This is a genomic window from Achromobacter aloeverae (assembly GCF_004121055.1).
Classification (GTDB): Bacteria; Pseudomonadota; Gammaproteobacteria; order Burkholderiales; family Burkholderiaceae_B; genus Bordetella_C; species Bordetella_C aloeverae.
Map to the genome: position 1 here is coordinate 435,856 of NZ_PYAL01000008.1, position 23,062 is coordinate 458,917.

A 23,062-nucleotide genomic window follows, 5' to 3' on the forward strand; every position below is an offset into this window, starting at 1 on the left:
TCCAGATTTCGATATTCTATATAAATCAATAACTTATTAGATCTTTCCAGATTGAAACTAAGAAGATCCTCGGTCCCTGTCCTCTCTACGTTGCTGTGCACAACTCCATTCTGGAGCGGGCCATGGACGCGCCGATCGACGGAAGCGATTACTCACATAATCGCTAGACGGCGTGGAAAGCGCGGCTGTAGCCATGCACTTCATCGACCAATTCAGCTACAGCTTCCGGGGGAGTGAATTGGGAAATTCCATGCCCCAGATTGAACACATGGCCGCCCTGCCCCACCTGGCCGTAAGCGTCAATGACCCGCCTGGCTTCCGCGCGTATGGCGGGGCCGCCACCGAACAGCGACATGGGGTCCAGATTGCCCTGGAGGGCGACACTGTCGCTGACGCGGCGGCGTGCCTGGGCCAGGTTCACGGTCCAGTCCAGGCCTACCGCGTCGGCGCCACAGGCGGCGATATCTTCCAGCCACAGGCCGCCGCCCTTGGTGAACACGATCACCGGCACGCGCCGCCCTTCGTTTTCCCGCTTCAGCGACGCCACCACCTGGCGCGTATAGGCCAGGGAAAACTGCTGGAACAAACCATCGGCCAGGACGCCGCCCCAGCTGTCGAACAACATCACCGCTTGGGCGCCCGCGTCGATCTGGGCATTGAGATAATCGGCCGTGGCCTGGGCGTTGATCCGCAGGATGCGATGCAGCAGGTCGGGACGGCCGTACAGCATGGACTTGATAAGCCGGTAGTCGGAGCTGCCCTTGCCTTCGACCATGTAACAGGCCACGGTCCATGGGCTGCCCGCGAAACCGATCAGCGGCACGCGACCGTCCAGTTCGCGCCGGATAAGCGACACGGCGTCGAAGACATACCGGAGGGATTCCATGTCGGGTACGGTCAACGCATCGACGTCGCGCTCTTCGCGAACGGGGCGGTCGAAGTGCGGTCCCTCGCCGGCGCGGAACTCCAGGCCCAGGCCCATGGCGTGGGGAACCGTCAGGATGTCCGAAAACAGGATGGCCGCATCCAGCGGGTAGCGCTCCAACGGCTGCAGCGTGACTTCCGCCGCGTACGCCGGGTTCTGGGCCAGGCCCATGAAAGAGCCGGCACGCGACCGGGTCGCGTTGTATTCCGGGAGGTAACGGCCGGCCTGGCGCATCAGCCACACAGGCGTATAGGGAACCGGCTGGCGCGACAGCGCGCGCAAGAATACGTCATTCTTCAGCGTGGCAAGGGACACGGGCTTCTCGGGCTCTTTCTCTCAGGTCAAGCCTGCCATTTTACCCTCAGGGTTACGGCCTGCCGGTTCAGTCATCCTCGTCGTCGCCTTCGTCCTCCTGGATGCGATAGGGGTCCGCATCGATCTCGTGCTTGCGCATCAATGCCCAAAAGGCGCGCCTGTGCTTGGCCGAGGCGCGGGCCGCGCTGGCCACGTTGCCGGCATGGCGCGAAAGCGCGGTGCGGACGTAGTCACGCTCGAAGCAGCCGACGACGCGGGACTTGGCCACGCGAAACGATTCGTTGTTCGCCATGCGGGATCCGGCATGGTACGCCGTCTGGTGCCTCAGCCCCGGCCCTGGCCGTTGGCTTGCGAGCTCATCGAGAAAGGACACCGCGTCGGGGTGGTCCGGCGTGCCCTGGCGGACGTTGCGCGGGGCTCTTCCCGGCTCTTCCCTCGGAGGCGTTGCGGGCGCGGCGCCCGGCCGTCCGCCGGCCGCGCCGCGCACGTCATAGGTGGCCATTGCATCCTGGACGGATAGCCCCAGGGACGGCTGCAGCGCATAGCTGCTGGGCAATGCGTCCTGGCGCGGCGTCGACTCGGCCAGGCGGGACAGGCGCGCGCGTAATTCGTCGGCGCAGGCCCGGTGCAATGCGAAATCCTGCAAGCCCAGCACCAGCAGGTCCTGCATGGCGGCGGCCTTCAGGCCGCGCGCCAGGGCCAACAGCGGCGTATGCAATTGCGCACGCGCGCAAGCCAGCGCGGTGCGCGTCCACGCCACGGTCGCCGGCGTGACCGGCAGCACGCACACATCGTAGCGGCGCAGCGGGATGGCCAGGCGTGCCAGCAACTCGGCGGGAACGTCTGTCGCGGCGTGGCTTGTCGTCGCGGCCGACGCGGCGGGGGGCACACCCGGATCGGCGAGTCCGCCCAGGGTCTTCTCGTCGAAGTGCACAGGATAGAGCCGCAAGCGGCCCAAGGCCTGGCCGTGCCGGTTTATCCACTCCTGCATCCAGCCGTGATGCGGCGGCACCATCAATACACCGCAGTCCAGCGTCTCGCGCATTGTTCGCTACTCCCGTATGTCCCATGCCTCGGAGAACCAAGGCTAAAGACCGGTGAGTACCCGGGCAATACGGAAGCTCCGCAATGCAACGCGCACCTAAGGGTAAGACTGCACGGATGCTTTGGTCGCCGTGCGGGCCGGAATAACGGGCTTTTTACGCGGCCATGCCGGGCCGGCGACAGCCACGCCTCAGCGCAGCCCGGCCCGGCCTCAGGCGCGTGCGTCGGCCCAGGCCTTGTGGCGGGCTTCGATTTCCGCGATGCGCGCGGCGGCGGTCCGACGCCGCGCGATCCAGAGATACAGCCCGCTGCCCAGCACGATGATGGTCACCACGTCCAGCAAGCCCCAGATGACCTTCAAGGGCATGCCGCCGTAATCGCCGAAATGCAGGGGCCGCGATACCTCCAGGGCCCGCAGGTACCAGGGCATTTCGACCTGCGCCGCCAGCTTGCCCGTCTCCCCGTCCGCCAGCGAAGGGGTGAACAGGCGCGACGTCAGCGGCGTCTGGCCCTTGGACCAGACGATGAAGTGATACGGGCTGCCGTAGCGGTTGCCGGGAAAGGTGAAGGAAGCGACCGTCATGCCGGGGGTTGCCTTGCCGACAGTCTGCGCGATGGCGTCCAGCGAGGCCAGCTGGACCGTCTGCAAGGGCGGCTTGCCCTGGTAGGGTTCCAGCAGCCCGCGTAGCGCCGTGGACTGCCAATAGCGGAACATGGGCGTGGACAGTTCGTTGATCACGCCCGTCAGGCCGACCACGAAGGCCCAGACCAGCGTCACCACACCCAGCAGGTTATGCAGGTCCAGCCACTTGATGCGCGTCGAGCGCTCGGCGCGCACCGTGCCGAACTCGATCTTCTTCATGAAGGGGCCGTAGAGGACGACGCCCGAGACCACCGCCACCACGAACAGCAGGCCCATGAATCCCAGGAACAGTTCCCCGGGCAGGTCGGCGAACAGGTCCACATGCAGGTGCAGCATGATGTCCATGAAGCCGTGGCCCTCCTGCGCGGTGGAGCCGACGGCCTTCACCACTTCGCCTGTATGCGCGTCGAAGCGCAAGGCGTGCTCCAGCGACCGGTCGTCGCGATTGGGCGCCAGGCCGATGTAGACCTGCGGCTCGTCGTCATCGATGAAGACGTAGTTGATGAACTCGTTGGGGAACATGCGCATGGCCGTGGCCACCATGCTGTCCAGGCTGGCACGCGGCGACCCTTCAGGCACCTGCGCGTAAGGCTTGGCATCGTCCAGCCACTGCTCGATTTCCTCATGGAAAACCAGCGGCAACCCGGTCACGCAGATGATCAGCAGGAATACCGTACAGACCAGGCTGGTCCACTTGTGTATCGCGTACCACGTCTTGATCGGCAGCTTGGCCATTCCGGGTCTCCGCGCGGACGAATGAAGTAATCGGTTGAATGACGACCGATGGTTGAATGACAATCGATCTCAATATTGTAGCCAAAAAAAACCAGGCGACCAGGCCTGGCTTTTCTCCGGCGAACCGTGGTTCCCCTGGAACCGCGGCTCGCCGGCGGGATCGATCAGCGCTGAAACTCAGTGCGAACCACGGCCGCCACGCAGGCGACGGGCCGCGGCAGCTTGCGCCGTCAGCATCGCCAGCTCGGCTTCGACCACGGCGATGTCCGCCTTGTCCTTGGCATTGCGCAAGGCTTCTTCCGCCTTCTTGCGCGCCGCTTCGGCCTTGGCTTCGTCCAGGTCGGCCGCGCGGATGGCGGTGTCGGCCAAGACCGTCACGCCACCCGGCTGGACTTCCAGGATGCCCCCGGCGACGAAGACGCTCTCTTCGCCGTTGTCGGCTCGCACTATCTTCAGCGTCCCGGGACGAATCCGCGAAATCAGCGGGGTGTGACCCGGCAAGATACCGAGCTCGCCCGCCTCGCCAGGCAGCACGACGAATTTCGCCTCACCGGAGAAAATCGACGATTCCGCACTGACGACATCCACATGCAGGGTAGCCATATCCGATCCTTATTGCAGTTTCTTGGCCTTCTCGAAGGCCTCGTCGATGGTGCCGACCATGTAGAAAGCCTGCTCGGGCAGCGCGTCGCATTCGCCATTGACGATCATCTTGAAACCACGGATGGTTTCGGCCAGCGGCACATACTTGCCGGGCGAGCCCGTGAACACTTCGGCCACGTGGAAGGGCTGCGACAGGAAGCGCTGGATCTTACGGGCGCGAGCCACGCTCAGCTTGTCTTCCGGCGACAGCTCGTCCATGCCCAGAATGGCGATGATGTCGCGCAGTTCCTTGTAGCGCTGCAGCGTCTGCTGGACGGCGCGGGCCACGGCGTAATGCTCTTCGCCGACGACCTGCGGATCCAGCTGGCGGCTCGTCGAATCCAGCGGTTCCACGGCGGGGTAGATACCCAGCGCGGCGATGTCACGCGACAGCACCACGGTCGAGTCCAAGTGCTGGAAGGTGGTGGCCGGCGACGGGTCGGTCAAGTCATCCGCCGGCACGTAAACGGCCTGGATGGAGGTGATCGAGCCGGTCTTGGTCGACGTGATGCGCTCTTGCAGCTTGCCCATTTCCTCGGCCAGCGTGGGCTGGTAGCCCACGGCCGACGGCATACGGCCCAGCAGCGCGGACACTTCGGTGCCGGCCAGGGTGTAGCGGTAGATGTTGTCGACGAAGAAGAGGATGTCGCGGCCTTCGTCGCGGAACTTCTCGGCCATGGTCAGGCCGGTCAGCGCCACGCGCAGGCGGTTGCCCGGGGGTTCGTTCATCTGGCCGAACACCATGGCCACCTTGTCCAGAACGTTCGACTCTTCCATTTCATGGTAGAAGTCGTTGCCTTCGCGGGTACGCTCGCCCACGCCGGCGAACACCGACAAGCCGCTGTGCTGCTTGGCGATGTTGTTGATCAGTTCCATCATGTTGACGGTCTTGCCCACGCCGGCGCCGCCGAACAGGCCGACCTTGCCGCCCTTGGCGAACGGGCAGACCAGGTCGATAACCTTGATGCCGGTTTCCAGCAGTTCGACGGAAGGCGAGAGCTCGTCGAAGTGCGGGGCTTCCTGGTGAATGGCGCGCTTTTCTTCGTGCTGGATGGCGCCGGCTTCGTCGATGGGACGACCCAGCACATCCATGATGCGGCCCAGGGTGCCGGTGCCGACGGGCACCGAGATGGGGGCGCCGGTGCCGGCGACCTTCATGCCGCGGCGCAGGCCGTCGCTGGAGCCCAGCGCGATGGTACGCACCACGCCGTCGCCCAGCTGCTGCTGGACTTCGAGGGTCAGGCCCTTTTCCACGAACGAAGTGCCTTCATCCACCAGGGTGAGGGCTTCGTAGATCTTGGGCATTTGATCGCGGGGGAACTGAATGTCCACCACGGCGCCGATGCACTGAACGATGGTTCCGTTGCTCATGTCGATTCCTTTGATAACTTTCCTGTCGGGATGCAGCATCCGGGGACGTCCTCTGGCGGACGTCAGACGGCGGCGGCGCCCCCCACGATTTCCGAAATTTCCTTGGTGATCGCGGCTTGGCGGGTCTTGTTGTAGACCAGCTGCAAATCGCCGATAACCTTCTTGGCGTTGTCCGAGGCGGCCTTCATGGCCACCATGCGGGCCGATTGCTCCGAGGCCATGTTCTCGGCGACGGCCTGGTACAACACGCCTTCGACATAGCGCTGCAACAGCTCGTCGATAACGGTGCGCGCATCGGGCTCGTAGATGTAGTCCCAGCTGTACTCGGTCTTCAGCTCGGCGTGGCTGGCCTCGGCCGAATCCGGGCTGTGGAAGGGATCTTCCATCTTGGCATCCGGCAGCGGCAACAGGCGCAGGAATACGGGCTCCTGCTTCATCGTGTTGATGAAGCGGGTCGTGGCCACGTACAACTCGTCGATACGGCCGTCGAGATAGGCGTCGATCTGGACCTTGATGGCGCCCAGCAGGCGTTCGAGGTTGGGCGCATCGCCCAGCCCGACTTCCTGCGACACCAGGTTCGCGCCGATACGCGTCAGCAGGCCCAGGCCCTTGTTGCCCAGCGCCGTGGCTTGCACCTGCACGCCGCGTTGCTGGAATTCCTTGAGCTTGGCCAGCGTGATGCGGGACACGTTGGTGTTCAGGCCGCCGCACAAGCCCTTGTCGGTGGTCACCAGAACCACACCCACCGCCTTGACCTGTTCGCGCTCGACCAGGAAGGGATGGCTGTACTCGGGATTGGCCTGCATGAGGTGCGCCGCGATCTCGCGCACCTTGGTGGCGTACGGACGGCCCGCGCGCATCCGCTCCTGCGCCTTGCGCATCTTGGATGCGGCGACCATTTCCATCGCCTTGGTGATCTTGCGCGTGTTTTGCACGCTCTTGATCTTGGTTCGGATTTCCTTGATTCCGGGCATTGCGCTTTCCTGGTGTGACGGGCCGGCGGCTGGAGGGCGGCGCCGGCCCCGTCATGCTGGACCGGCGGCTTGCCGCCGGCGCCAACCTAACGGGCAGTCAAGGTGTCTTAAAACGCACCGTGCTTCTTGAACTCCGTGATGGCGGCGGCCAGTTCGGCCTCGTCATCCTTGGACAGTTCCTTGGTGTCTTCGACGCGCTGGACCAGGCCTTCGTGCTTGGCCTTGATGTGATCCTTCAGGGCCTTTTCGAAAGCCAGCACCTGCGGCACATCGACATCGTCCAGATAGCCGTTGTTGACCGTGTACAGCGTGACGGCCAGTTCCCACACCTGCAGCGGCTGGTATTGCGGCTGCTTGAGCAGTTCCACCACGCGCTTGCCGCGCTCCAGCTGGCGACGGGTCGCGTCGTCCAGGTCGGAGGCGAACTGGGCGAAGGCGGCCAGTTCACGGTACTGAGCCAGGTCGGTACGGATACCGCCGGACAGCTTCTTGACCACCTTGGTCTGGGCGGCGCCGCCGACCCGCGACACCGAGATACCGGCGTTGATGGCGGGGCGGACACCGGCGTTGAACAGGTCGGTTTCCAGGAAGATCTGGCCGTCCGTGATCGAGATCACGTTGGTCGGCACGAACGCGGACACGTCACCGGCTTGCGTTTCGATGATGGGCAGCGCGGTCAGCGAACCGGTCTTGCCCTTCACGGCGCCGTTGGTGAACTTCTCGACGTACTCTTCGTTCACGCGGGCGGCGCGTTCGAGCAGGCGCGAGTGCAGGTAGAACACGTCGCCGGGGTAGGCTTCGCGGCCCGGCGGGCGGCGCAGCAGCAGCGACACCTGACGGTAGGCCCAGGCCTGCTTGGTCAGATCGTCATAGATGATCAGGGCGTCTTCGCCGCGGTCGCGGAAGTATTCGCCCATCGTGCAGCCGGCGTACGGGGCCAGGTACTGCATGGCGGCCGAGTCCGAAGCCGTGGCGGCGACGATGATGGTGTAGTCCATGGCGCCATGCTCTTCGAGCTTGCGCAGGACGTTGTTGATGGTCGACGCCTTCTGGCCGATGGCGACGTACACGCACGTGACGCCCTTGCCCTTCTGGCTGATGATGGTGTCGACGGCGACGGCGGTCTTGCCGGTCTGGCGGTCGCCGATGATCAGCTCGCGCTGGCCACGGCCGATGGGCACCATGGCGTCGATAGCCTTGACGCCGGTCTGCAGCGGTTGCGACACCGAGCGGCGGGCGATAACGCCGGGCGCCACTTTCTCGATGATGTCGGTTTCCTTGGTGTTGACCGGGCCCTTGCCGTCGATGGGCTCGCCCAGCGTGTTCACCACGCGGCCTTTCAGTTCCGGGCCGACCGGGACTTCCAGGATGCGGCCGGTCGTCTTGACCTGGTCGCCCTCGGAAACACCGGTGTAGTCGCCCAGAATCACGGCGCCGACGGAGTCGCGCTCGAGGTTCAGCGCGAGGCCGAATACGTTGTTGGGAAATTCGAGCATTTCGCCCTGCATCACGTCCGACAGACCGTGGATGCGGGTAATACCGTCGGTCACGGAAACGACCGTGCCCTGGGTGCGAATATCGGTCGAAGCGCCCAGGCCCTCGATGCGGCTCTTGAGCAGTTCGCTGATCTCGGAGGGATTGAGTTGCATGTTCAGACTCCTGGAATCCTGTTTAGTCGCCTGGCTTACGCCGCCAGCGTGTCGCGCATGCGGGCCAATTGGGCTTGCACGGATGTATCGAGTACCTGGTCGCCGACGGCCACGCGCACGCCGCCGATCAGCGCGGCGTCCACCGTGACGCGCGGCTTGAGCTTCAGCCCGAACTTCAGTTCGAGCGCCGAGGTCAGTTCCTTGACCTGGGCTTCGGACAATTCGAATGCGCTGGTGATGTCAGCCTGCGCCGAACCCTCGTGACGGTTCTTCAACGTCACGAACTGGCTGGCGATTTCAGGCAGGAGCAGCAAGCGGTCGTTCTGGGCGAGCAGCTCGATGAAGTTGCGGGCGGCCTGCGGCACGTCGCCCTTCAGCAGACTGGTGAAAGTCTGCGCGCGCTGCGCATCGTCCAGACGCGGGTCGGCCATGGCCTCGCGCACGTCCGGGTTGGACGCCACTTGCGCCATTTCGTCCACCAGCTCGGCCCAGCCCTGCAGCCCGCTCTTCGCATCGAGCGCGGCGCCGAAAAGCGCCTCGGCGTAAGGTCTGGCGACAGTCGATAGTTCAGCCATGACGTTCCCGGATTAAAGCTGCGCCTTGAGCTGGTTCAGCAGCTCGGCGTGGGCGCGGGCATCCACCTCGCGCTTGAGGATCTGTTCGGCGCCCTTGACCGCCAAGGCGGCCACGTCGTCGCGCAGCGAGTCACGCACGCGCTGGCCTTCCAGCTCGGCGTCCTGCTTGGCTTGCGCCACGATACGCGCACGCTCGGCCTCGGCTTCGCGGCGGGCCTGCTCGATCAGCTGGTTCGCCTGCTTTTCCGCCTCGACGATACGGGCGTGGTTTTCGGACTTGGCAGAGGCCTCGATGAGGCTGATGCGCGCCTGCGCCTGAGCCAGGTCAGCCTTGCCCTTTTCGGCGGAGGCCAGGCCGTCAGCAATTTTCTGGCGGCGTTCGTCCATCGCCTTCGTCAGGGGCGGCCACACGAATTTCATCGTGAACCAGCCCAGAACGAAGAACACGAGCATCTGGAAGATGATTGTCGCGTTCAGATTCACGGTCGTTCCCTTTAAACCCTTAAGGCTCCGGCGTCTTCATCGAAGACGCCGCGAGCACTCGATACTGTGCCGGCGGTAAGGCGCACGGGCGCGCCGCCGGTCTCCATGCCCACCGCGCGCGGCGGGACTTCGCCTTTAGCCGACGAACGGGTTGGCGAACGCGAACAGCATGGCGATACCAACACCGATCAGGAACGCGGCGTCGATCAGGCCAGCCAGCAGGAACATCTTGGTTTGCAGGGCGTTCATCAGTTCAGGCTGACGAGCCGAAGCTTCCAGGTATTTGCCCCCCATCAGCGCGATACCGATGCAAGCGCCGATAGCGCCCAGGCCAATGATGAGACCGCAAGCGAGAGCAACGAAAGCTACGTTGGTCATGACAACTCCTTGTTTAAAAATCTGAAGTCAAAAATTAATGGTAAAGGGGTAAAGCAGAGGTACAGCGCTATGCAAGAGGATCTTGCGGCCGGCACGGGAATGCTCCCCCGCACCGGCGAACTCGGGCGTCCGGTCAATGCCCTTCGTGTGCCTGGCCGATGTAGACCAGAGTCAGCATCATGAAGATGAAACCCTGCAGCAACACGATCAGGATGTGGAAGATAGCCCAGATGGAGCCGGCCACGATCTGGCCAAGACCCAAGCCGATGCTGGTGGCGTTGAAACCGGTCCAGGCGCCGCCCAGCAGGGCGATCAGCATGAACAGGAGTTCACCGGCGAACATGTTGCCGAACAACCGCATGCCCAGCGAGACGGACTTGGCGGCGTATTCGATGAGGTTCAACAGCAGGTTGAACGGCAGCAGGATGACGACCCAGATGCCGTGGCCGTGGAAGGGGGCGCTGATCAGGTCCTTGACGAAGCCGCCCGGGTGCTTGATCTTGATGCCGTAATAGAACATCAGCAGCAGCACGCCCAGCGACATGCCCATGGGCACGTTCAGGTCGGCGGTCGGGAGAATACGGTGGTAGTACAACGGGTCGCCATGGTGCGAACCCAGGCCGATCCAGCGGAACACCGTGGCCGGCAGGTCGACGGGGACGAAGTCCAGCGCGTTCATCATGACGATCCACAGGAAGACCGTCAGCGCCAGCGGCGACACGAAACGACGCGAAACCTCGTTGTGGACGATGCCCTTGGCCTGCTCTTCGACCATGTCGACCAGCGACTCGACGAACATCTGGAAGCGGCCGGGAACGCCGCTGGTCGCCTTGCGGGCGGCGCGCCAGAGGAAGAACACCACCAGCAAGCCCATCAGGATGGACCAGAACAACGAGTCGTAATTGATGATGTTGAACTGGGCGATGGCGGACTGCTTCTCGCCAAGGTTGTTCAGATGCACCAGGTGGTGCTGGATATATTCCGACTGAGGCGACACGTCGCTGGCGGCAGCCATGTGATTCCTACCCTGTTTGCTGTCGCTGGCGCAGGCGCCAGCCGTTAGAACAAAAACTCTTGATGCGTCGCTATGACAACTTGCCCGTCATCAGCAGCAGCACATGCCCCTTGAGCACGCACAACAAACCGATCAACAAGGCCGGCCACACGATTTGCCCCCGACCGAAGTAAACCGTGAGCCCCAACAGCAGAACCGTCATGCCCAACTTGAATGCTTCGCCCAGGAAAAACGTAAACGGATTGGCCCGCCCAGGTTGGTGCGCGTTGAGCAGCAACCGCAGCGCAAACAGAGAATTCGGCACGAAATATGCCCCCGCCCCCGCCAACGCCGACCAAGCTGCCGCCGACCCCGCTACCGCCCCGGCAATCACTGTCGCCAGCACCGCCATTACACCCTGGGCCATCACCGCCCGCACCAGCCCCCGGCCTGCCTTCGCATCCAGCGCCGCCTTGTCCTCGGCGCTGAGTTTGATGCCGCCCGGCTCGTACTCATGAGCGTATGCCGCATTTCCTGCGACCCGGTTCGCACCCGATGCGTCCCGGTTTTCCGTCCCATGCCCGGTCATGCCACCCCCTGGTTACGACCGCCGACTTTCATCGCTTGCCGCACCCCGGTTGTTTTTTCACCAAAGATCACCACTTATCAACCTCCCCCAGTGCCGCCTGGCTCGTTTCGCCGACCACGCCATCCGCTTTCATTTCGTAGCATTCAAGGATTTCGGACTAGCCGATCCGCAGGCACCGCACGCCGACGCTCACGCGCCGCATGGTGAATTGCAAGCGGACTGTTAAACCCGACCTATCTACCTGAAATTTCTACGAAAACCGGATAACCAGAGATGCTGCGAAAGCGCTTGGGCGCTATGCCCGGACCGCTGCTACCGGCCCGATATCGCCACCCGTGGGGATGTCTATGTAGTGATGTCTATGGTGAAGCTTGTGTAATGAAGATTCCCTGCTGACGACGCGATGCGTTTTTTAACCCGCAAGCGTCAAACTATTGGAGTATAGCGTGTTAGTGACGCGCTTCGCAAACGGAATAGCTGACTCCGCGCTGAGCGTACAACAAAATAATCAGGGACACATTTGCCGCGGCGATTGGCCCCCGCGCTGCCCGCCTTCGCTGGCTTCCGCCCCTTTGTCGCCCCGGGGCGGTCCGGAGACAAAAAAAGGCGGCCGGTGAGGGCCGCCCAATGCGCGATCCCGACCACGGGGACAAGCCGTGGCCGGCCGCGATCAGCGAGGTGCCACGAAGCAGCTGGCCTGATGGCGCAGCACGCGCTCGCGGCGGGGCTTGCGGCCGTCAGTCGCGCCGCACCGGCGGAGGCGCCCAGGCACCATCCAGGGCGATGGTGCGCGGCCAGTACATCCGCATGTTCAACATGAACGGGCCGGATGCGGGCGTCGGCAGCCAATTGTCCTGCTTGTCGCGGCCAGGCGCCTTGTGGCGGATGTAGATATCCAGCGAGCCGTCCGCGTTGTACTTCAGCGCATCGTTGCTGTGTATGGCGTACTTGCCGGCCTGGTTCTCGGCGAAAGTCTGGTTCGGGCCATATACCGCCAGCGACCAGAACGCATTGACCGGCGGCAGTTGCCCCTTGTCGAAGTGCAGGACATAGTCCTTGTCGCCGTCCAGCGCCCGTCCCTTCGAATCGATGGAGGTCACCGGATACATGACGTCTTCCGGCACCCCGGCGCCCAGGCCCGCATAGGCGATGGCGGCCCGTCGCAGGTAATCCGTGCCATAGGTGCCTATGCCCTCGGACACGGTATTCCAGCCGTTATAGCCGCTGCCCAGGCCCGCCACATAGTCGGCGATACGGCGGCCGGCCTCCGGCCCCGCCTGGGCCAGGGCCTGCTGCACGGTGGGATCGAGCCGGCTGTAGGCCACGGGCGGATTGCCGCCCAGGCCGATACGGCGCAACCGGTCCAGCATGGGATAGTCGTTGGCGTGCGGCGGATTGTTGCGCACGGCTTCCGAGAAAATGCCCCAGAACGTGGCCGCGTCCATCGAGGCCACCAGGTCCGCCGGCGGCGTCCGGGTATTCAGGCTGGGATCGACATTGCCCGTCACCGGCATGTAGGTCTTGCCCGTCTGGCCGTATGCCGGGCTGACGGTGCTCAGGGGCTGGACCACCAGGCCGGACTGGAACTGGTTCACGCCGGGATAGTCGGCGGAGCCGTTGGTCTGGACATGGCCCAGGACCCAGCCCATCGAGGTCGGGCTGCGCACCACCTCCACCCCGGGGGGTACCGTGCCCTGCCAGTATGGCCCCACGATGGCGAACGTCTGGGGCCGGTTGCCGACCGTCCGGGTGCCGCGGGAGGCGAACACATCCGTCCACATATCCAGCAGGCTCAGGAAGTAATAGCGATTGCCGGCATCCGGCACTCGCACGATCACCGGCTCCCGGCTGACGTCGTACCACATGCTGGAATAAAGCGTGTCGGTGCTGGGCCAGCGGACGTCCGGCGTGCGCGCATCGGGGAATGCCGTCTTGTGGCCGAACATATTCATCGGCGCGCGGCCGTCCATCGGCGTCTGCACATTGGTGGCGTTGCGCCGCGTGAGCTCCATCAACACCATGGGGTAGGCGTATACGTACGCATCGACCGCGATGTCATGCAATTCGGCGCCGCTGACCGCCGGCGCGGCCGGGGACGACGCCGGGCTCTGGGAAACCAGGCGGAACGTAGGCTGGGGCGACTGCGCCACGGCCGCGCAAGTCAGGCCCATGGCGCAGACCAGGACGGCCAGACAGGAAAGGCGAGGACGTGAAGGGCGAGGACATGAAGGCTGACGCATCGAGGGCTCCTTTATTGTTGGCCTGAAGCTGAGGTGCCGCAGTCCGCAAGAAGGATGCCCACTCCGGGAAAGGAGGTCCGGATGGAAGGCTCTGGGACGCAGGCGAGAGCTGGACCCGGACGCAAAGGGGGATGTCCGGGCGGATCCAGTCATCAGGTACTTTTCAGGATAGGCCCGTCACTTGAAACAAGTGTGCCCCATGCGTTTCAAGGCGCAACGACAAGGGACACAACGCGGCGTCCCTTGGTACAGGTCGCCGCGCCCGCGCTGGCGCGGCGGCCGGGGGATGGCGCCGCCGCCGGCAAGGCAACAAATGCTAACGATGCTTGAAACGCGCTTCGCGCTTTTCCACGAAAGCGGTCATGCCTTCCTTCTGGTCCTCCGTTCCAAACAGGGAATGGAAGACGCGGCGCTCGAACAGCAAGCCCTCGTTGAGCGAGCCTTCGAAGGCGCGATTGACGGACTCCTTCGCCATCATCACCGAGGCAAGGGACATCGAGGCGATCACCGTAGCCACCTCGATCGCCTCGTCCAGCAGCTTGGCGGCCGGCACCACGCGCGATACCAGGCCCGCGCGCTCGGCCTCCTCGGCGCCCATCATGCGTCCGGTCAGGATCAGGTCCATGGCCTTGGCCTTGCCGACGGCGCGCGGCAGGCGCTGGGTGCCGCCGGCGCCGGGGATCACGCCCAGCTTGATCTCCGGTTGGCCGAACTTGGCGCTGTCCGCGGCGATCAAAAGGTCGCACATCATGGCCAGCTCGCAACCGCCGCCCAGGGCGTAGCCGCCGACCGCGGCAATGACCGGCTTGCGCACGCGCTTTAGCGTTTCCCAATTACGGGTGATGTAGTCGCTGCGATAGACGTCCATATAGGACCAGTCCTTCATGGCGCCGATGTCGGCGCCCGCGGCGAACGCTTTTTCACTGCCCGTGATGACGATGGCGCCGATGCCGTCATCCTGCTCGAACGCCAGCAAGGCGCTGCCCAGTTCATCCATCAGCGCGTCGTTGAGCGCGTTCAGGGCCTTGGGCCGGTTAAGCGTCAATAGACCGACCCGGCCACGGGTTTCGACCAGCACCAGCGATTCGCTCATGGTTGTCTCCTGGAGGCCGGCCCCTGCCGGGACCGGCAAATGTTGTGCAAGGTTGGAAGGACCGCCCCGCGGGCGGCGGAAAGTCGATTTTTTAGCATTTAGAATGCGGCAACCAATACACATTAATCACCAGGCCACCGCACCCCATGACGCATCCCGTACTTTACCGCTTGGAACCCCATGATCCGGCCGGACATCGCTACCGCGTCACGCTGACCATCAGCCAGCCCGATCCCGACGGCCAGTCCTTGTCGCTGCCGGCCTGGATCCCGGGCAGCTACCTGATCCGCGATTTCTCGCGGCAGATCGAGACGCTGGCGGCACGCGCGGGCGGGCGGCGGCTGCGGGTACGCAAGACTGACAACCATACCTGGAAAGTGGCGCCTTGCGATGGGCCCCTGGTGGTGGACTATACGGTCTATGCCTGGGACCTTTCGGTGCGCGGCGCGCACCTGGACGAAAGTCACGGCTTCTTCAACGGCACCAGCGTCTTCCTGTGCGTCGAGGGCCAGTCGGACCAGCCCTGCCTGCTGGACCTGGCGCCGCCCCGGGGCATCTCCGGCTGGAAGGTCTACACCAGCCTGCCCGAGGCGCGCGGCGTGGCCGGCGCCGCGCGGCGCCATGGCTTCGGGCTGTACCGCGCGCCGGACTACGACGCCCTGATCGACCATCCGGTGGAAATGGGGACGCCGCAGGTGGCCCGCTTCGAAGCCCATGGCGCCGAGCACGAGCTGGTATTCACGGGCGTGATCCCGCGCCTGGACCTGCCGCGCATCGTGGCGGACGTGAAACGCATCTGCGAAACCCAGATCGCCTTTTTCGAACCCCAGGGCAAGCGCGCGCCTTTCCTCGACAGCAGCGACCGCTATGTGTTCATGACCATGGTCACCGGCGACGGCTATGGCGGGCTGGAGCATCGCGCGTCGACCGCGCTGATGGCCGCGCGCAAGGACCTGCCGGTGAAGGGCCAGGTCGGCCAGGGCGAGGGCTATCGCACCTTCCTGGGCCTGGTCAGCCACGAATACTTCCACACCTGGAACGTCAAGCGCATCAAGCCGGCGGCATTCGCGCCCTACGACCTGCGCCAGCCCGCGCTGACCCGGCTGCTGTGGATATTCGAAGGGTTCACGTCGTACTACGACGACCTCTTCCTGCTGCGCTCGCGCACCATCACGGACAACGACTACCTGCGCCTGCTGGGCAAGACCATCACCACGGTGATGCGCGGCCCGGGACGATACAAGCAATCCGTGGCGCAGAGTTCCTTCGACGCCTGGACGCGGTACTACAAGCAGGACGAGAATTCGCCCAATGCCATCGTCAGCTACTACACCAAGGGCTCGCTGGTGGCGCTGGGACTGGACCTGACGATACGCCGGGAATCGGACGGCCGCCATTCGCTGGACGATGTCATGCGCCTGATGTGGCGGCGCTACGGCCGCGACTTTTACCAAGGCAAGCCGCAGGGCATCGCCGAGGATGCCCTGCCGGCGCTGGTGCGCGAGGCGACCGGGGTGGACGTGCGCGCTTTTGTCGAACGCTACGCCGAAGGACATGCCGACCTGCCGCTGGCCGAACTGCTGGCCGGCGAGGGCATTACCCTGCAATGGAAACCGGCATCCAACCTGCCCAGCCTGGACGCGCGCACGCGCAAGCAAGGTGAAGGCGTGGCGCTGGCCGGCGTGGTGGAAGGCGGCGCGGCGCACAAGGCAGGCCTGTCGGCCGGCGACGAACTGGTGGCCGTGGACGGCTTGCGCGTCGCCGGTCCAGTAGGCCTGGAGCTGCTGCTGGCCCAGTACCGCCCCGGCGACACCGTGGCCGTGCACGTGTTCCGCCGCGACGAACTGCGCGTGTTCCGCGTGCGCCTGGCAGCCCAGGCGCCGCTGGATTGCGTGCTGACAAGCGCAGCCTGATCCAGGCAGCGTCGCGGCCGTCATCCCACCCGGCGGTCCTGGCCTGCCCAATACGCATCGCGCAATTGCTTGCGGGCCAGCTTGCCATTGGCGTTCTTGGGCAGCTCCTGCACGATGTCTATGCTGCGCGGCTTCTTGAAGTCCGCCAGCAGCGCGCGGCAATGCTCGGCCAGTTCCGCCGGCGTGGCCGCCGCGCCGGGCTTGAGCACCAGCACCGCCTTGACCGACTCGCCCCACTTGTCGTCCGGCACGCCGAACACGCAAGCCTCGTAGACGGCGGGATGCTGGTACAAGGCCTGCTCCACCTCGGTGGGATAAACGTTGAACCCGCCGGTGATGATCATGTCCTTCTTGCGGTCCACGACGAACAGATACCCCTCTTCGTCCATGCGCGCCAGGTCGCCGCTGTGCAGCCAGCCGTCGCGCAGCGCAGTGGCGCTCAACTCGGGCTCGCGCCAGTAGCCCGCGAAGACATCGGGTCCGCGCACGGTGATCTCGCCCACTTCCCCCACGTCGGCATCGCGGCCGTCTTCGGTGACCAGGCGCAGCTCGCCTTCGCCGAACACGCGTCCGCAGGAGCCCAGCAGCTCCGGGCGCCGCTCCATGGCATAGGCATGGTCGGCGCGTCCCAGCATCACCATGCCGCCGGTCGTCTCGCCGGCGCCATAGCCCTGGCTGAGTATGGGCCCCAGCGTTTCCCAGGCCTCGCGTATGCGGGCCGGCGCCATGGGCGCGCCGCCATAGGAAATCTGGCGCAAGGCGCTCAGGTCGTGGCGACGCAGGCCAGGATGGGCGATCAGCATATTGAGCATGGTCGGCACCATGAAGCTGAAGGCCGCCCGGTGACGCGCCGTGGCGGCGAGGAAGGCCTCGGGGTCGTAGCGCTCCTGCAGCAGGATGGTGCCACCCTGGAACAGGAAGGGCTGCATGAACATGCCGCTGGCGTGGGTGATGGGTCCGGCCAGGGCCAGCACTTCGCCAGGCTCCGCGCGCATGCGGCCCATGACCACCTTGCGCAGCGACGCCAGCCGGTTGCCCACCGTCTGCATGGCGGCCTTCAGCTTGCCCGTGGAGCCGGACGTGAAGTGCAGCACGGCCAGGTCGCCGGGCGACACGTCGACATCCGGATTGCGGTCGGCCGCCGCCGCGATCCAGCCTTCATAAGGCCGCCAGGCCTCGGACGGCGTGCCCTCGACCTCGCGCGCGCCGGTCACGACGATATGGCGCACATCGTTCAACGCGCCGCGGATGGACGCCAGCTGTTCGGCATGGGCCGGGTCGACGATCAGCACGCTGGCCGCCGCGTTGTTCAGCGTATCCACCACTTCCTGCGCGGACAGCCGCGCGTTCAATGCCACCTTGACCAGGCCGGCCTTGTACAGCGCGCATTCCAGCTCGATGATCTCCGGACAGTTCCAGGCCAGGATGGCCACGCGGTCGCCCTTGGCGAGGCCCAGCGCCAGCAAGGCATTGGCGAGGCGATTCGAGCGGGTTTCCAGCTCGCCGAAGCTGATCTTCCTGTCGCCGAAAATAATGGCCGGCCGATCCCGCCAATAGCGCGCATTGCGAGTGGTATATCGTCCCTGGTTCATGCATGTCTCCTTCGTCGGCGGCGCCGGCCGCCTGGCTAATCGGTAACCGCATGGTGCGCGAGCGTGCCCTCGCGGCGCATAACCGGCGCGAGAAATCCGATGCCGGCGCGTTATCGGCGCGGCATCATGCCGCCTCGTTATCGAATTGCCTCGGCGCGGCATCGGCCAAGGGGGGGCCGCGGGTTACACCTAGCCCACTGGCAAGGCCCAGGACGCGCCGTCCACGAATGCGCGCGGCAGTTCCATACCGATAAAAGGAGACCTCCATCGTGCCTACGCGCCTCTCACACCTTTGCCTCGCGGCCGCCGTGCTGCTGGGCGTCGCGCAGCCCGCCGCCCACGCCGACGACTACCCCTCCAAGCCCATACGCTTCATCGTGCCCTTCTCGGCCGGCGGCCAGCTGGACTATGTCGCGCGGCTGGTCGCGCAGCCCATGGGCGAGAACCTGAAGCAGAACGTCATCGTCGAGAACGTCAGCGGCGGCGGCGGCAATATCGGCGGCATGAAAGCCGCCAATGCCGCGCCGGACGGCTATACCGTGCTGGAATACGGAGGCAACTATCCCATTGCCAAGCACCTGTCGCCGGATCTCGCCTACGACCCGATCGGCGGATTCGAACTGGTCAGCGGCATCAGCATCGCGCCGCACGTCGTGCTGGTCGCGGACAAGCTGCCGGTGCACAACCTGGGGGAGCTGGCCGCCTACGCCAAGGCGCATCCGGGCGTGCTGAACTACGGCAGCCCCGGCATCGGCTCGTCCATGAACCTGACGTTCGAGGTGATCAAGCAGCACTTCGGCATCGACGCGGTGCACGTGCCCTATCGTGGCGGCTCCAATGTGCTGAACGACCTGGCCGGCGGGCAGATTTCGGTCGGCGTGGTGGCGGTGGCGCCGGCCATGCCGATGATCAAGGCCGGCAAGATACGCGCCATCGCGGTGACCAGCAGCGAACGCGTGGCCGCCCTGCCCGGCGTGGCCACCGTGGCGGAGTCCGGCTTCCCCGGCTACAGCAGCGGCAGCTGGGCCGGCCTGGCCGTGCCCAAGGGAACGCCCAAGGCCGTGGTGGAGCGCCTGAACCAGGCGGTGCGCGCGGCCGTGGCCGATGCCCGGGTGCGCGAAGACCTGCTCACGCAGTCCTTCACGCCTATCGCCGGCACGCCGGAGGAACTCGCCGCGCGGGTGCGCCAGGAATCCGATAGCTATGGGCCGTTGATCAAGCGGCTGGGCTTGCGCGCGGAGTAGTTGCCGGGCAGTTGCCGAACGGTAGCCGGGCCGTTATCGAATCGCCACCGGGCCGCCACCGTGGCGGCTCAGGTCCGCGGCTGGCGCCGCGCGGCCGCGTGGTCGCCGAGGATCTCGATCAGGCGCTCGGCCAGCGGCGACCGGTAGCCGCCGCGCGGCGCCAGGATGCCGATCTCGCGATGCCAGGTCACATCCTCCAGCGGCACCACGCCCAGGCTGCGGCCGGCGCCCGAACGCAAGGTGATCTCGCTGACCAGGGTCAGCAGGTCGGTGTTCAGCAGGATGCCCACGAGATTGGCCACCGACGCGTTCGATTCGATCACCACGTCCGGCGGGGGCGCGCCGCGCTGCTCGAAGCGCGTTTCCAGCCAGCGGCGCGAAGCGACCTGCGGGCCCGGCAGCAGCCAGCGGTACTGCGCAAGGTCCCCCAGCACGATGCGCGGACGCCCGAACAGCGGATGGCCGGCGCGGGCGGCCACATACAGGTTGTCGGGGAACAGGGGCAAGCGCTCGAAATCGGCCGACTGGGTCGACTCGTGCAGGGAACAGACCATGAAATCGAGCTCGCCCTGCCGCAAGGCCGAGAGCAAGGCGTCGTTCAGGTTGACCATCACGCTGATGCGCGCGGCCGGCCGCTGCGCCAGCAGCTCGACGCAGGCGGGATTGAAGAAATGCTCCGCCAGCAGCGGCGTCACGCCGGCGCGCACGAGGCCCATGGTGCCCCGATGCAGGTCGGCGGCCTCGCGCAAGGCGTCGTCCAGGCCCAGCCGGGCCTGCCGCGAGCGCTGGTAGAACGCCTCGCCCGGCAGCGTCAGCGCCATGCCCTTGGGCGTGCGATTGAAGAGCTGCAGCTTCAGCTCTTCCTCCAGCCGGCGTATGCCCTTGGTCAGGGCCGGCTGGCTGACGCCCAGTTGGTCGGCCGCGCGGCCCACGTGACCGCTGCGCGCGACCGCCAGGAAATAGTCCAGATCTTCCAGTCTCATTGATTCCGCGCGGTTATCGAAAGGAGGCGAAAGATAATCGCGGCAGGGCGACGGGGCTGTCAAGCTCTGCTCCGTACCAGGAAGATCCGGAGGAGACCCCACATGGCCCGCATCGAGGACCCGCTATTGCCGCGCTTGCGCGAAACGCTGCAACGCTATCTGCACGACGAGTTGATCCCCATGGAGAAGGAGCTGGGGCTCGGCTATGAAGACAAGTTTTCGCGCGAGTTGGTGCGCTCGGTATGGAAACGCGCGCGCGCCTTGGGCCTGTACGGCCCGCAGCTGCCGCCGGAGCTGGGCGGCCAAGGCTTGAGCTATCGCGCCTTGTGCGTGCTGAAGGACGACGTCGCGGCGTCCGGCGCCATCCTGTTCCCCCACGTGCTGGGCGATTGGGGCGGCCCCTCGCGCATCGGCAGTCTGGCGCAATACGCCACGCCTTACCAGCGCGAGCGCTACATCCTGCCCGTGGTCAACGCGGAACGCGGCGCCTGCTTCGCCATGACCGAGCCGCAATCCGGCTCCGACGCTACGCGGCTGCAGACCACGGCCGTCATCGACGGCGACGACTATATCGTCAATGGGACCAAGCACTACATTTCGGCGTCGACCTTCGCCGACTTCGCCGTGCTGATGTGCGTGACCGATCCCGAAAAGGGCGCGGACGGCATCTCCGCCCTGCTCGTGGACCTGGACCAGCCGGGCGTGAAGCTTACCTACGATTGCGTGCCCATGACCGGGCAATACGTCGACGCCGACATCGTCTTCGACCAGGTGCGCGTGCCGCGCCGCAACCTGATCGGCGAACCGGGCCAGGGCTTTCGCATCGCCATGAACCGCGTCAGCGTCAACCGCCTGCTGCACTGCCCGACCATGATAGGCCTGGCGCGGCAGGCCTTGCGGCTGGCGCTGGACTACGCGCAACACCGCCAGCAATTCGGCGGTCCCATCAGCCGCTTCCAGGCCATCCAGCACATGCTGGCCGACATGGCCACCGCGCTGTACGCCTGCGAGCACATGGTGCTGGCCACGGCCGAGCAGGCCGACGCCGGGATGGATGTGCGCGAGGCGGCATCCATGTGCAAGCTGTTCGTCTCCGAGCGCTGCTTCGAGATCGCCGACAAGGCCATGCAGATACACGGCAATGTGGGCGTGACGAAGAACCATCCGGTCGAGTTCATCTTCCGGCGCCTGCGCCTGTACCGCATCGTGACGGGAACCAGCGAAATCCAACGCAATACGATCGCCAAGGGACTGCTGAAATGAGCGCGGACGCAGCGGCGCCGGACTTGGGGGAAGCCCGCCGCGGCTACCTGGGCCGGCTGGTGGTGCTGGATCTGGGCCAGCTGCATCCCGGCCCCTACGCCACGCAATTGCTGGGGCAGCTGGGCGCCACGGTCATCAAGGTCGAGAAGCCGGGCGGCGATACCGCTCGCGCGCTGGGTCGCGATACGTATGCGAAGTACAACCGTGGCAAGTCGTCGATCATGCTGGACCTGAAGCAGGCGGACGATCACGCGACGTTGTTGCGGCTGGCGCGCGCCAGCGATGTGGTGGTCGAAGGATTCCGGCCCGGCGTCATGGCCCGCCTGGGGCTGGACCCCGCAACGCTGGCGCGCGCCAATCCGCGCCTGGTGATCTGCTCGATCACCGGCTTCGGCCAGACCGGCCCCTATGCGGACCGGCCCGGCCACGACATCAACTACCTGGCCCTGAGCGGCTACTGGGCGGTGCCCTCGCAGGTGCAGGACCTGGCGGCCCGCCCCCGCCTGCGCCTGTCCGATTACTGCGCCGCCATGCACGCCGCGCTCGCCATCCTGGCCGCGGTCGACGACGCGCGCCAGACCGGCCAGGGCCAGCACCTGGACGTGTCCATCCACGACGCGATGACGGCATGGATGGCGCCCGGGATCGAGACGGTGCGGCGCCACGGCGGACCGGGCGCGGGGCTGGGCCACGTCATGCCGGACAACGATATTTTCGAGACCGCCGACGGGCGGTACATCGCGCTGGGCATCCTGGAAGAGAAATTCTGGCGCAACCTGGCCGAGGCCCTCGGCCAGGACTTCCCCGTCCTCCTAGATGACAGCTACGCCACCCGGGCCGGACGGCTGGCCGCCAAGCGCGACCTCAACCGGCAATTGCGCGAGATCTTCGTCAGCCGCACGCGCGCGCAGTGGGAGCAGCGCCTGGCGGGCCGCGATATTCCCTGGGCGCCCGTGCTCGACTACGACGAGGTGTTCGAGAATGAACACGTGCGCCGGCGTGGCGTCGTGCAGCCGGAGGGGGACGGCTACCGGGAGCGCTTTCCGGTCCGCTTCTCCAAGCCCTTGCCCGACACCTCCGGACGCGTGGCCGGCCTGGACGAGGACCGGCAGGCGATCTTCGACTGGTTGCAGCGGCGCGAAGACGCGACGGGCTAGACACTATCCACGGCCCAAGACCCAGGCCCCAAGCCCAAGGCCCGCGACCGGCAAAAAGCAAAGGCCCCGCGCTTATTCCATGCGCGGGGCCTTTGTTCCAACAGCCTGCGGAAGCCAGCCCTGCGGCCGGCGTTCGATCAGCCTTGGAACGGCACGTTGTTCAGGTCGCCGAACGCGGTGGCGCCGGGCGTCTGCGCGGCGTCAGCGGCAACCTGGGCGCGCGACACGCCGGAGTCGGCTTGCGCGGCGAACGGGGCGTT

20 protein-coding genes are annotated in these 23,062 nt (G+C 65.6%); 4 read left to right on the plus strand and 16 right to left on the minus strand.

Translation table 11 applies throughout. The features are described 5' to 3' along the window. Nucleotides 1–163: 163 nt before the first annotated feature. The 14 genes from hemE to C7R54_RS25490 form a co-directional block, all read right to left on the minus strand. Nucleotides 164–1,240: a uroporphyrinogen decarboxylase gene (gene hemE, locus C7R54_RS25425; protein WP_129153614.1), complete on the minus strand. Its 1,077-nt coding sequence runs from the start codon at nucleotides 1,238–1,240 to the stop codon at nucleotides 164–166. A gap of 67 nt (nucleotides 1,241–1,307) precedes the next feature. After that, the gene (locus C7R54_RS25430) at nucleotides 1,308–2,285 is read right to left on the minus strand and encodes a hypothetical protein (RefSeq protein WP_129153616.1); all 978 of its coding nucleotides are present in this window, start codon (nucleotides 2,283–2,285) and stop codon (nucleotides 1,308–1,310) included. A 210-nt stretch (nucleotides 2,286–2,495) separates the two neighbouring features. After that, the gene (locus tag C7R54_RS25435) at nucleotides 2,496–3,662 is read right to left on the minus strand and encodes a PepSY-associated TM helix domain-containing protein (protein WP_129153618.1); all 1,167 of its coding nucleotides are present in this window, start codon (nucleotides 3,660–3,662) and stop codon (nucleotides 2,496–2,498) included. 177 nt (nucleotides 3,663–3,839) lie between these two features. Then, nucleotides 3,840–4,265 carry a F0F1 ATP synthase subunit epsilon gene (locus tag C7R54_RS25440; RefSeq protein WP_129153620.1) on the minus strand — a complete coding sequence of 142 codons (426 nt, stop codon included), beginning with the start codon at nucleotides 4,263–4,265 and terminating at the stop codon, nucleotides 3,840–3,842. A 9-nt stretch (nucleotides 4,266–4,274) separates the two neighbouring features. Continuing rightward, nucleotides 4,275–5,675 carry a F0F1 ATP synthase subunit beta gene (gene atpD / locus C7R54_RS25445; RefSeq protein ID WP_129153622.1) on the minus strand — a complete coding sequence of 467 codons (1,401 nt, stop codon included), beginning with the start codon at nucleotides 5,673–5,675 and terminating at the stop codon, nucleotides 4,275–4,277. Nucleotides 5,676–5,737: 62 nt separating this feature from the next. Then, nucleotides 5,738–6,649, minus strand: a complete 912-nt coding sequence (gene atpG, locus C7R54_RS25450) for a F0F1 ATP synthase subunit gamma (protein ID WP_129153624.1) — start codon at nucleotides 6,647–6,649, stop codon at nucleotides 5,738–5,740. A gap of 107 nt (nucleotides 6,650–6,756) precedes the next feature. Next, nucleotides 6,757–8,298, minus strand: coding sequence for a F0F1 ATP synthase subunit alpha (gene atpA / locus C7R54_RS25455; protein ID WP_129153626.1), 1,542 nt, complete (start codon nucleotides 8,296–8,298; stop codon nucleotides 6,757–6,759). A gap of 35 nt (nucleotides 8,299–8,333) precedes the next feature. Continuing rightward, complete coding sequence (locus tag C7R54_RS25460) at nucleotides 8,334–8,873, minus strand: F0F1 ATP synthase subunit delta (RefSeq protein ID WP_129153628.1); 540 nt, start codon at nucleotides 8,871–8,873, stop codon at nucleotides 8,334–8,336. 12 nt (nucleotides 8,874–8,885) lie between these two features. Continuing rightward, nucleotides 8,886–9,356, minus strand: a complete 471-nt coding sequence (locus tag C7R54_RS25465) for a F0F1 ATP synthase subunit B (protein WP_088599073.1) — start codon at nucleotides 9,354–9,356, stop codon at nucleotides 8,886–8,888. A 135-nt stretch (nucleotides 9,357–9,491) separates the two neighbouring features. Continuing rightward, nucleotides 9,492–9,734 carry a F0F1 ATP synthase subunit C gene (gene atpE / locus C7R54_RS25470; RefSeq protein WP_003815363.1) on the minus strand — a complete coding sequence of 81 codons (243 nt, stop codon included), beginning with the start codon at nucleotides 9,732–9,734 and terminating at the stop codon, nucleotides 9,492–9,494. Nucleotides 9,735–9,867: 133 nt separating this feature from the next. After that, the gene (gene atpB / locus C7R54_RS25475) at nucleotides 9,868–10,749 is read right to left on the minus strand and encodes a F0F1 ATP synthase subunit A (protein WP_129153630.1); all 882 of its coding nucleotides are present in this window, start codon (nucleotides 10,747–10,749) and stop codon (nucleotides 9,868–9,870) included. 70 nt (nucleotides 10,750–10,819) lie between these two features. Next, a complete protein-coding gene (locus tag C7R54_RS25480; protein ID WP_129153632.1) occupies nucleotides 10,820–11,317 on the minus strand; it encodes an ATP synthase subunit I in 498 nt (165 codons plus the stop codon). Nucleotides 11,318–12,054: 737 nt separating this feature from the next. Continuing rightward, nucleotides 12,055–13,488, minus strand: a complete 1,434-nt coding sequence (locus C7R54_RS25485; protein WP_240039706.1) for a DUF1254 domain-containing protein — start codon at nucleotides 13,486–13,488, stop codon at nucleotides 12,055–12,057. A 385-nt stretch (nucleotides 13,489–13,873) separates the two neighbouring features. Continuing rightward, nucleotides 13,874–14,650: an enoyl-CoA hydratase gene (locus C7R54_RS25490; RefSeq protein ID WP_129153636.1), complete on the minus strand. Its 777-nt coding sequence runs from the start codon at nucleotides 14,648–14,650 to the stop codon at nucleotides 13,874–13,876. A gap of 146 nt (nucleotides 14,651–14,796) precedes the next feature. On the opposite strand from C7R54_RS25490, the gene C7R54_RS25495 reads away from it, so the two are divergent. After that, a complete protein-coding gene (locus tag C7R54_RS25495) occupies nucleotides 14,797–16,563 on the plus strand; it encodes a M61 family metallopeptidase (protein ID WP_129153638.1) in 1,767 nt (588 codons plus the stop codon). A gap of 20 nt (nucleotides 16,564–16,583) precedes the next feature. Here the strand turns inward: C7R54_RS25495 and C7R54_RS25500 are convergent, their stop codons facing one another. Further along, nucleotides 16,584–18,155, minus strand: a complete 1,572-nt coding sequence (locus C7R54_RS25500; protein WP_129153640.1) for an AMP-binding protein — start codon at nucleotides 18,153–18,155, stop codon at nucleotides 16,584–16,586. Nucleotides 18,156–18,424: 269 nt separating this feature from the next. Here C7R54_RS25500 and C7R54_RS25505 point away from each other — a divergent pair, with 269 nt between their 5' ends. After that, nucleotides 18,425–19,399 carry a Bug family tripartite tricarboxylate transporter substrate binding protein gene (locus C7R54_RS25505; protein WP_129153642.1) on the plus strand — a complete coding sequence of 325 codons (975 nt, stop codon included), beginning with the start codon at nucleotides 18,425–18,427 and terminating at the stop codon, nucleotides 19,397–19,399. A 68-nt stretch (nucleotides 19,400–19,467) separates the two neighbouring features. On the opposite strand, the gene C7R54_RS25510 is transcribed toward C7R54_RS25505, so the two are convergent. Beyond that, nucleotides 19,468–20,382 (minus strand): LysR family transcriptional regulator, encoded by a 915-nt coding sequence (locus tag C7R54_RS25510; RefSeq protein WP_129153644.1) that lies wholly within the window; start codon nucleotides 20,380–20,382, stop codon nucleotides 19,468–19,470. A 102-nt stretch (nucleotides 20,383–20,484) separates the two neighbouring features. Between C7R54_RS25510 and C7R54_RS25515 the strand changes: the two genes are divergently transcribed. Together C7R54_RS25515 and C7R54_RS25520 are read left to right on the plus strand one after the other, a co-directional pair. After that, nucleotides 20,485–21,645, plus strand: coding sequence for an acyl-CoA dehydrogenase family protein (locus C7R54_RS25515; RefSeq protein ID WP_129153646.1), 1,161 nt, complete (start codon nucleotides 20,485–20,487; stop codon nucleotides 21,643–21,645). Next, entirely contained in the window at nucleotides 21,642–22,802 is a 1,161-nt protein-coding gene (locus C7R54_RS25520; protein WP_129153648.1) for a CaiB/BaiF CoA transferase family protein, read from the plus strand. The genes C7R54_RS25515 and C7R54_RS25520 overlap by 4 nt, the downstream gene beginning before the upstream one ends. The last annotated feature ends 260 nt before the right edge of the window (nucleotides 22,803–23,062 follow it).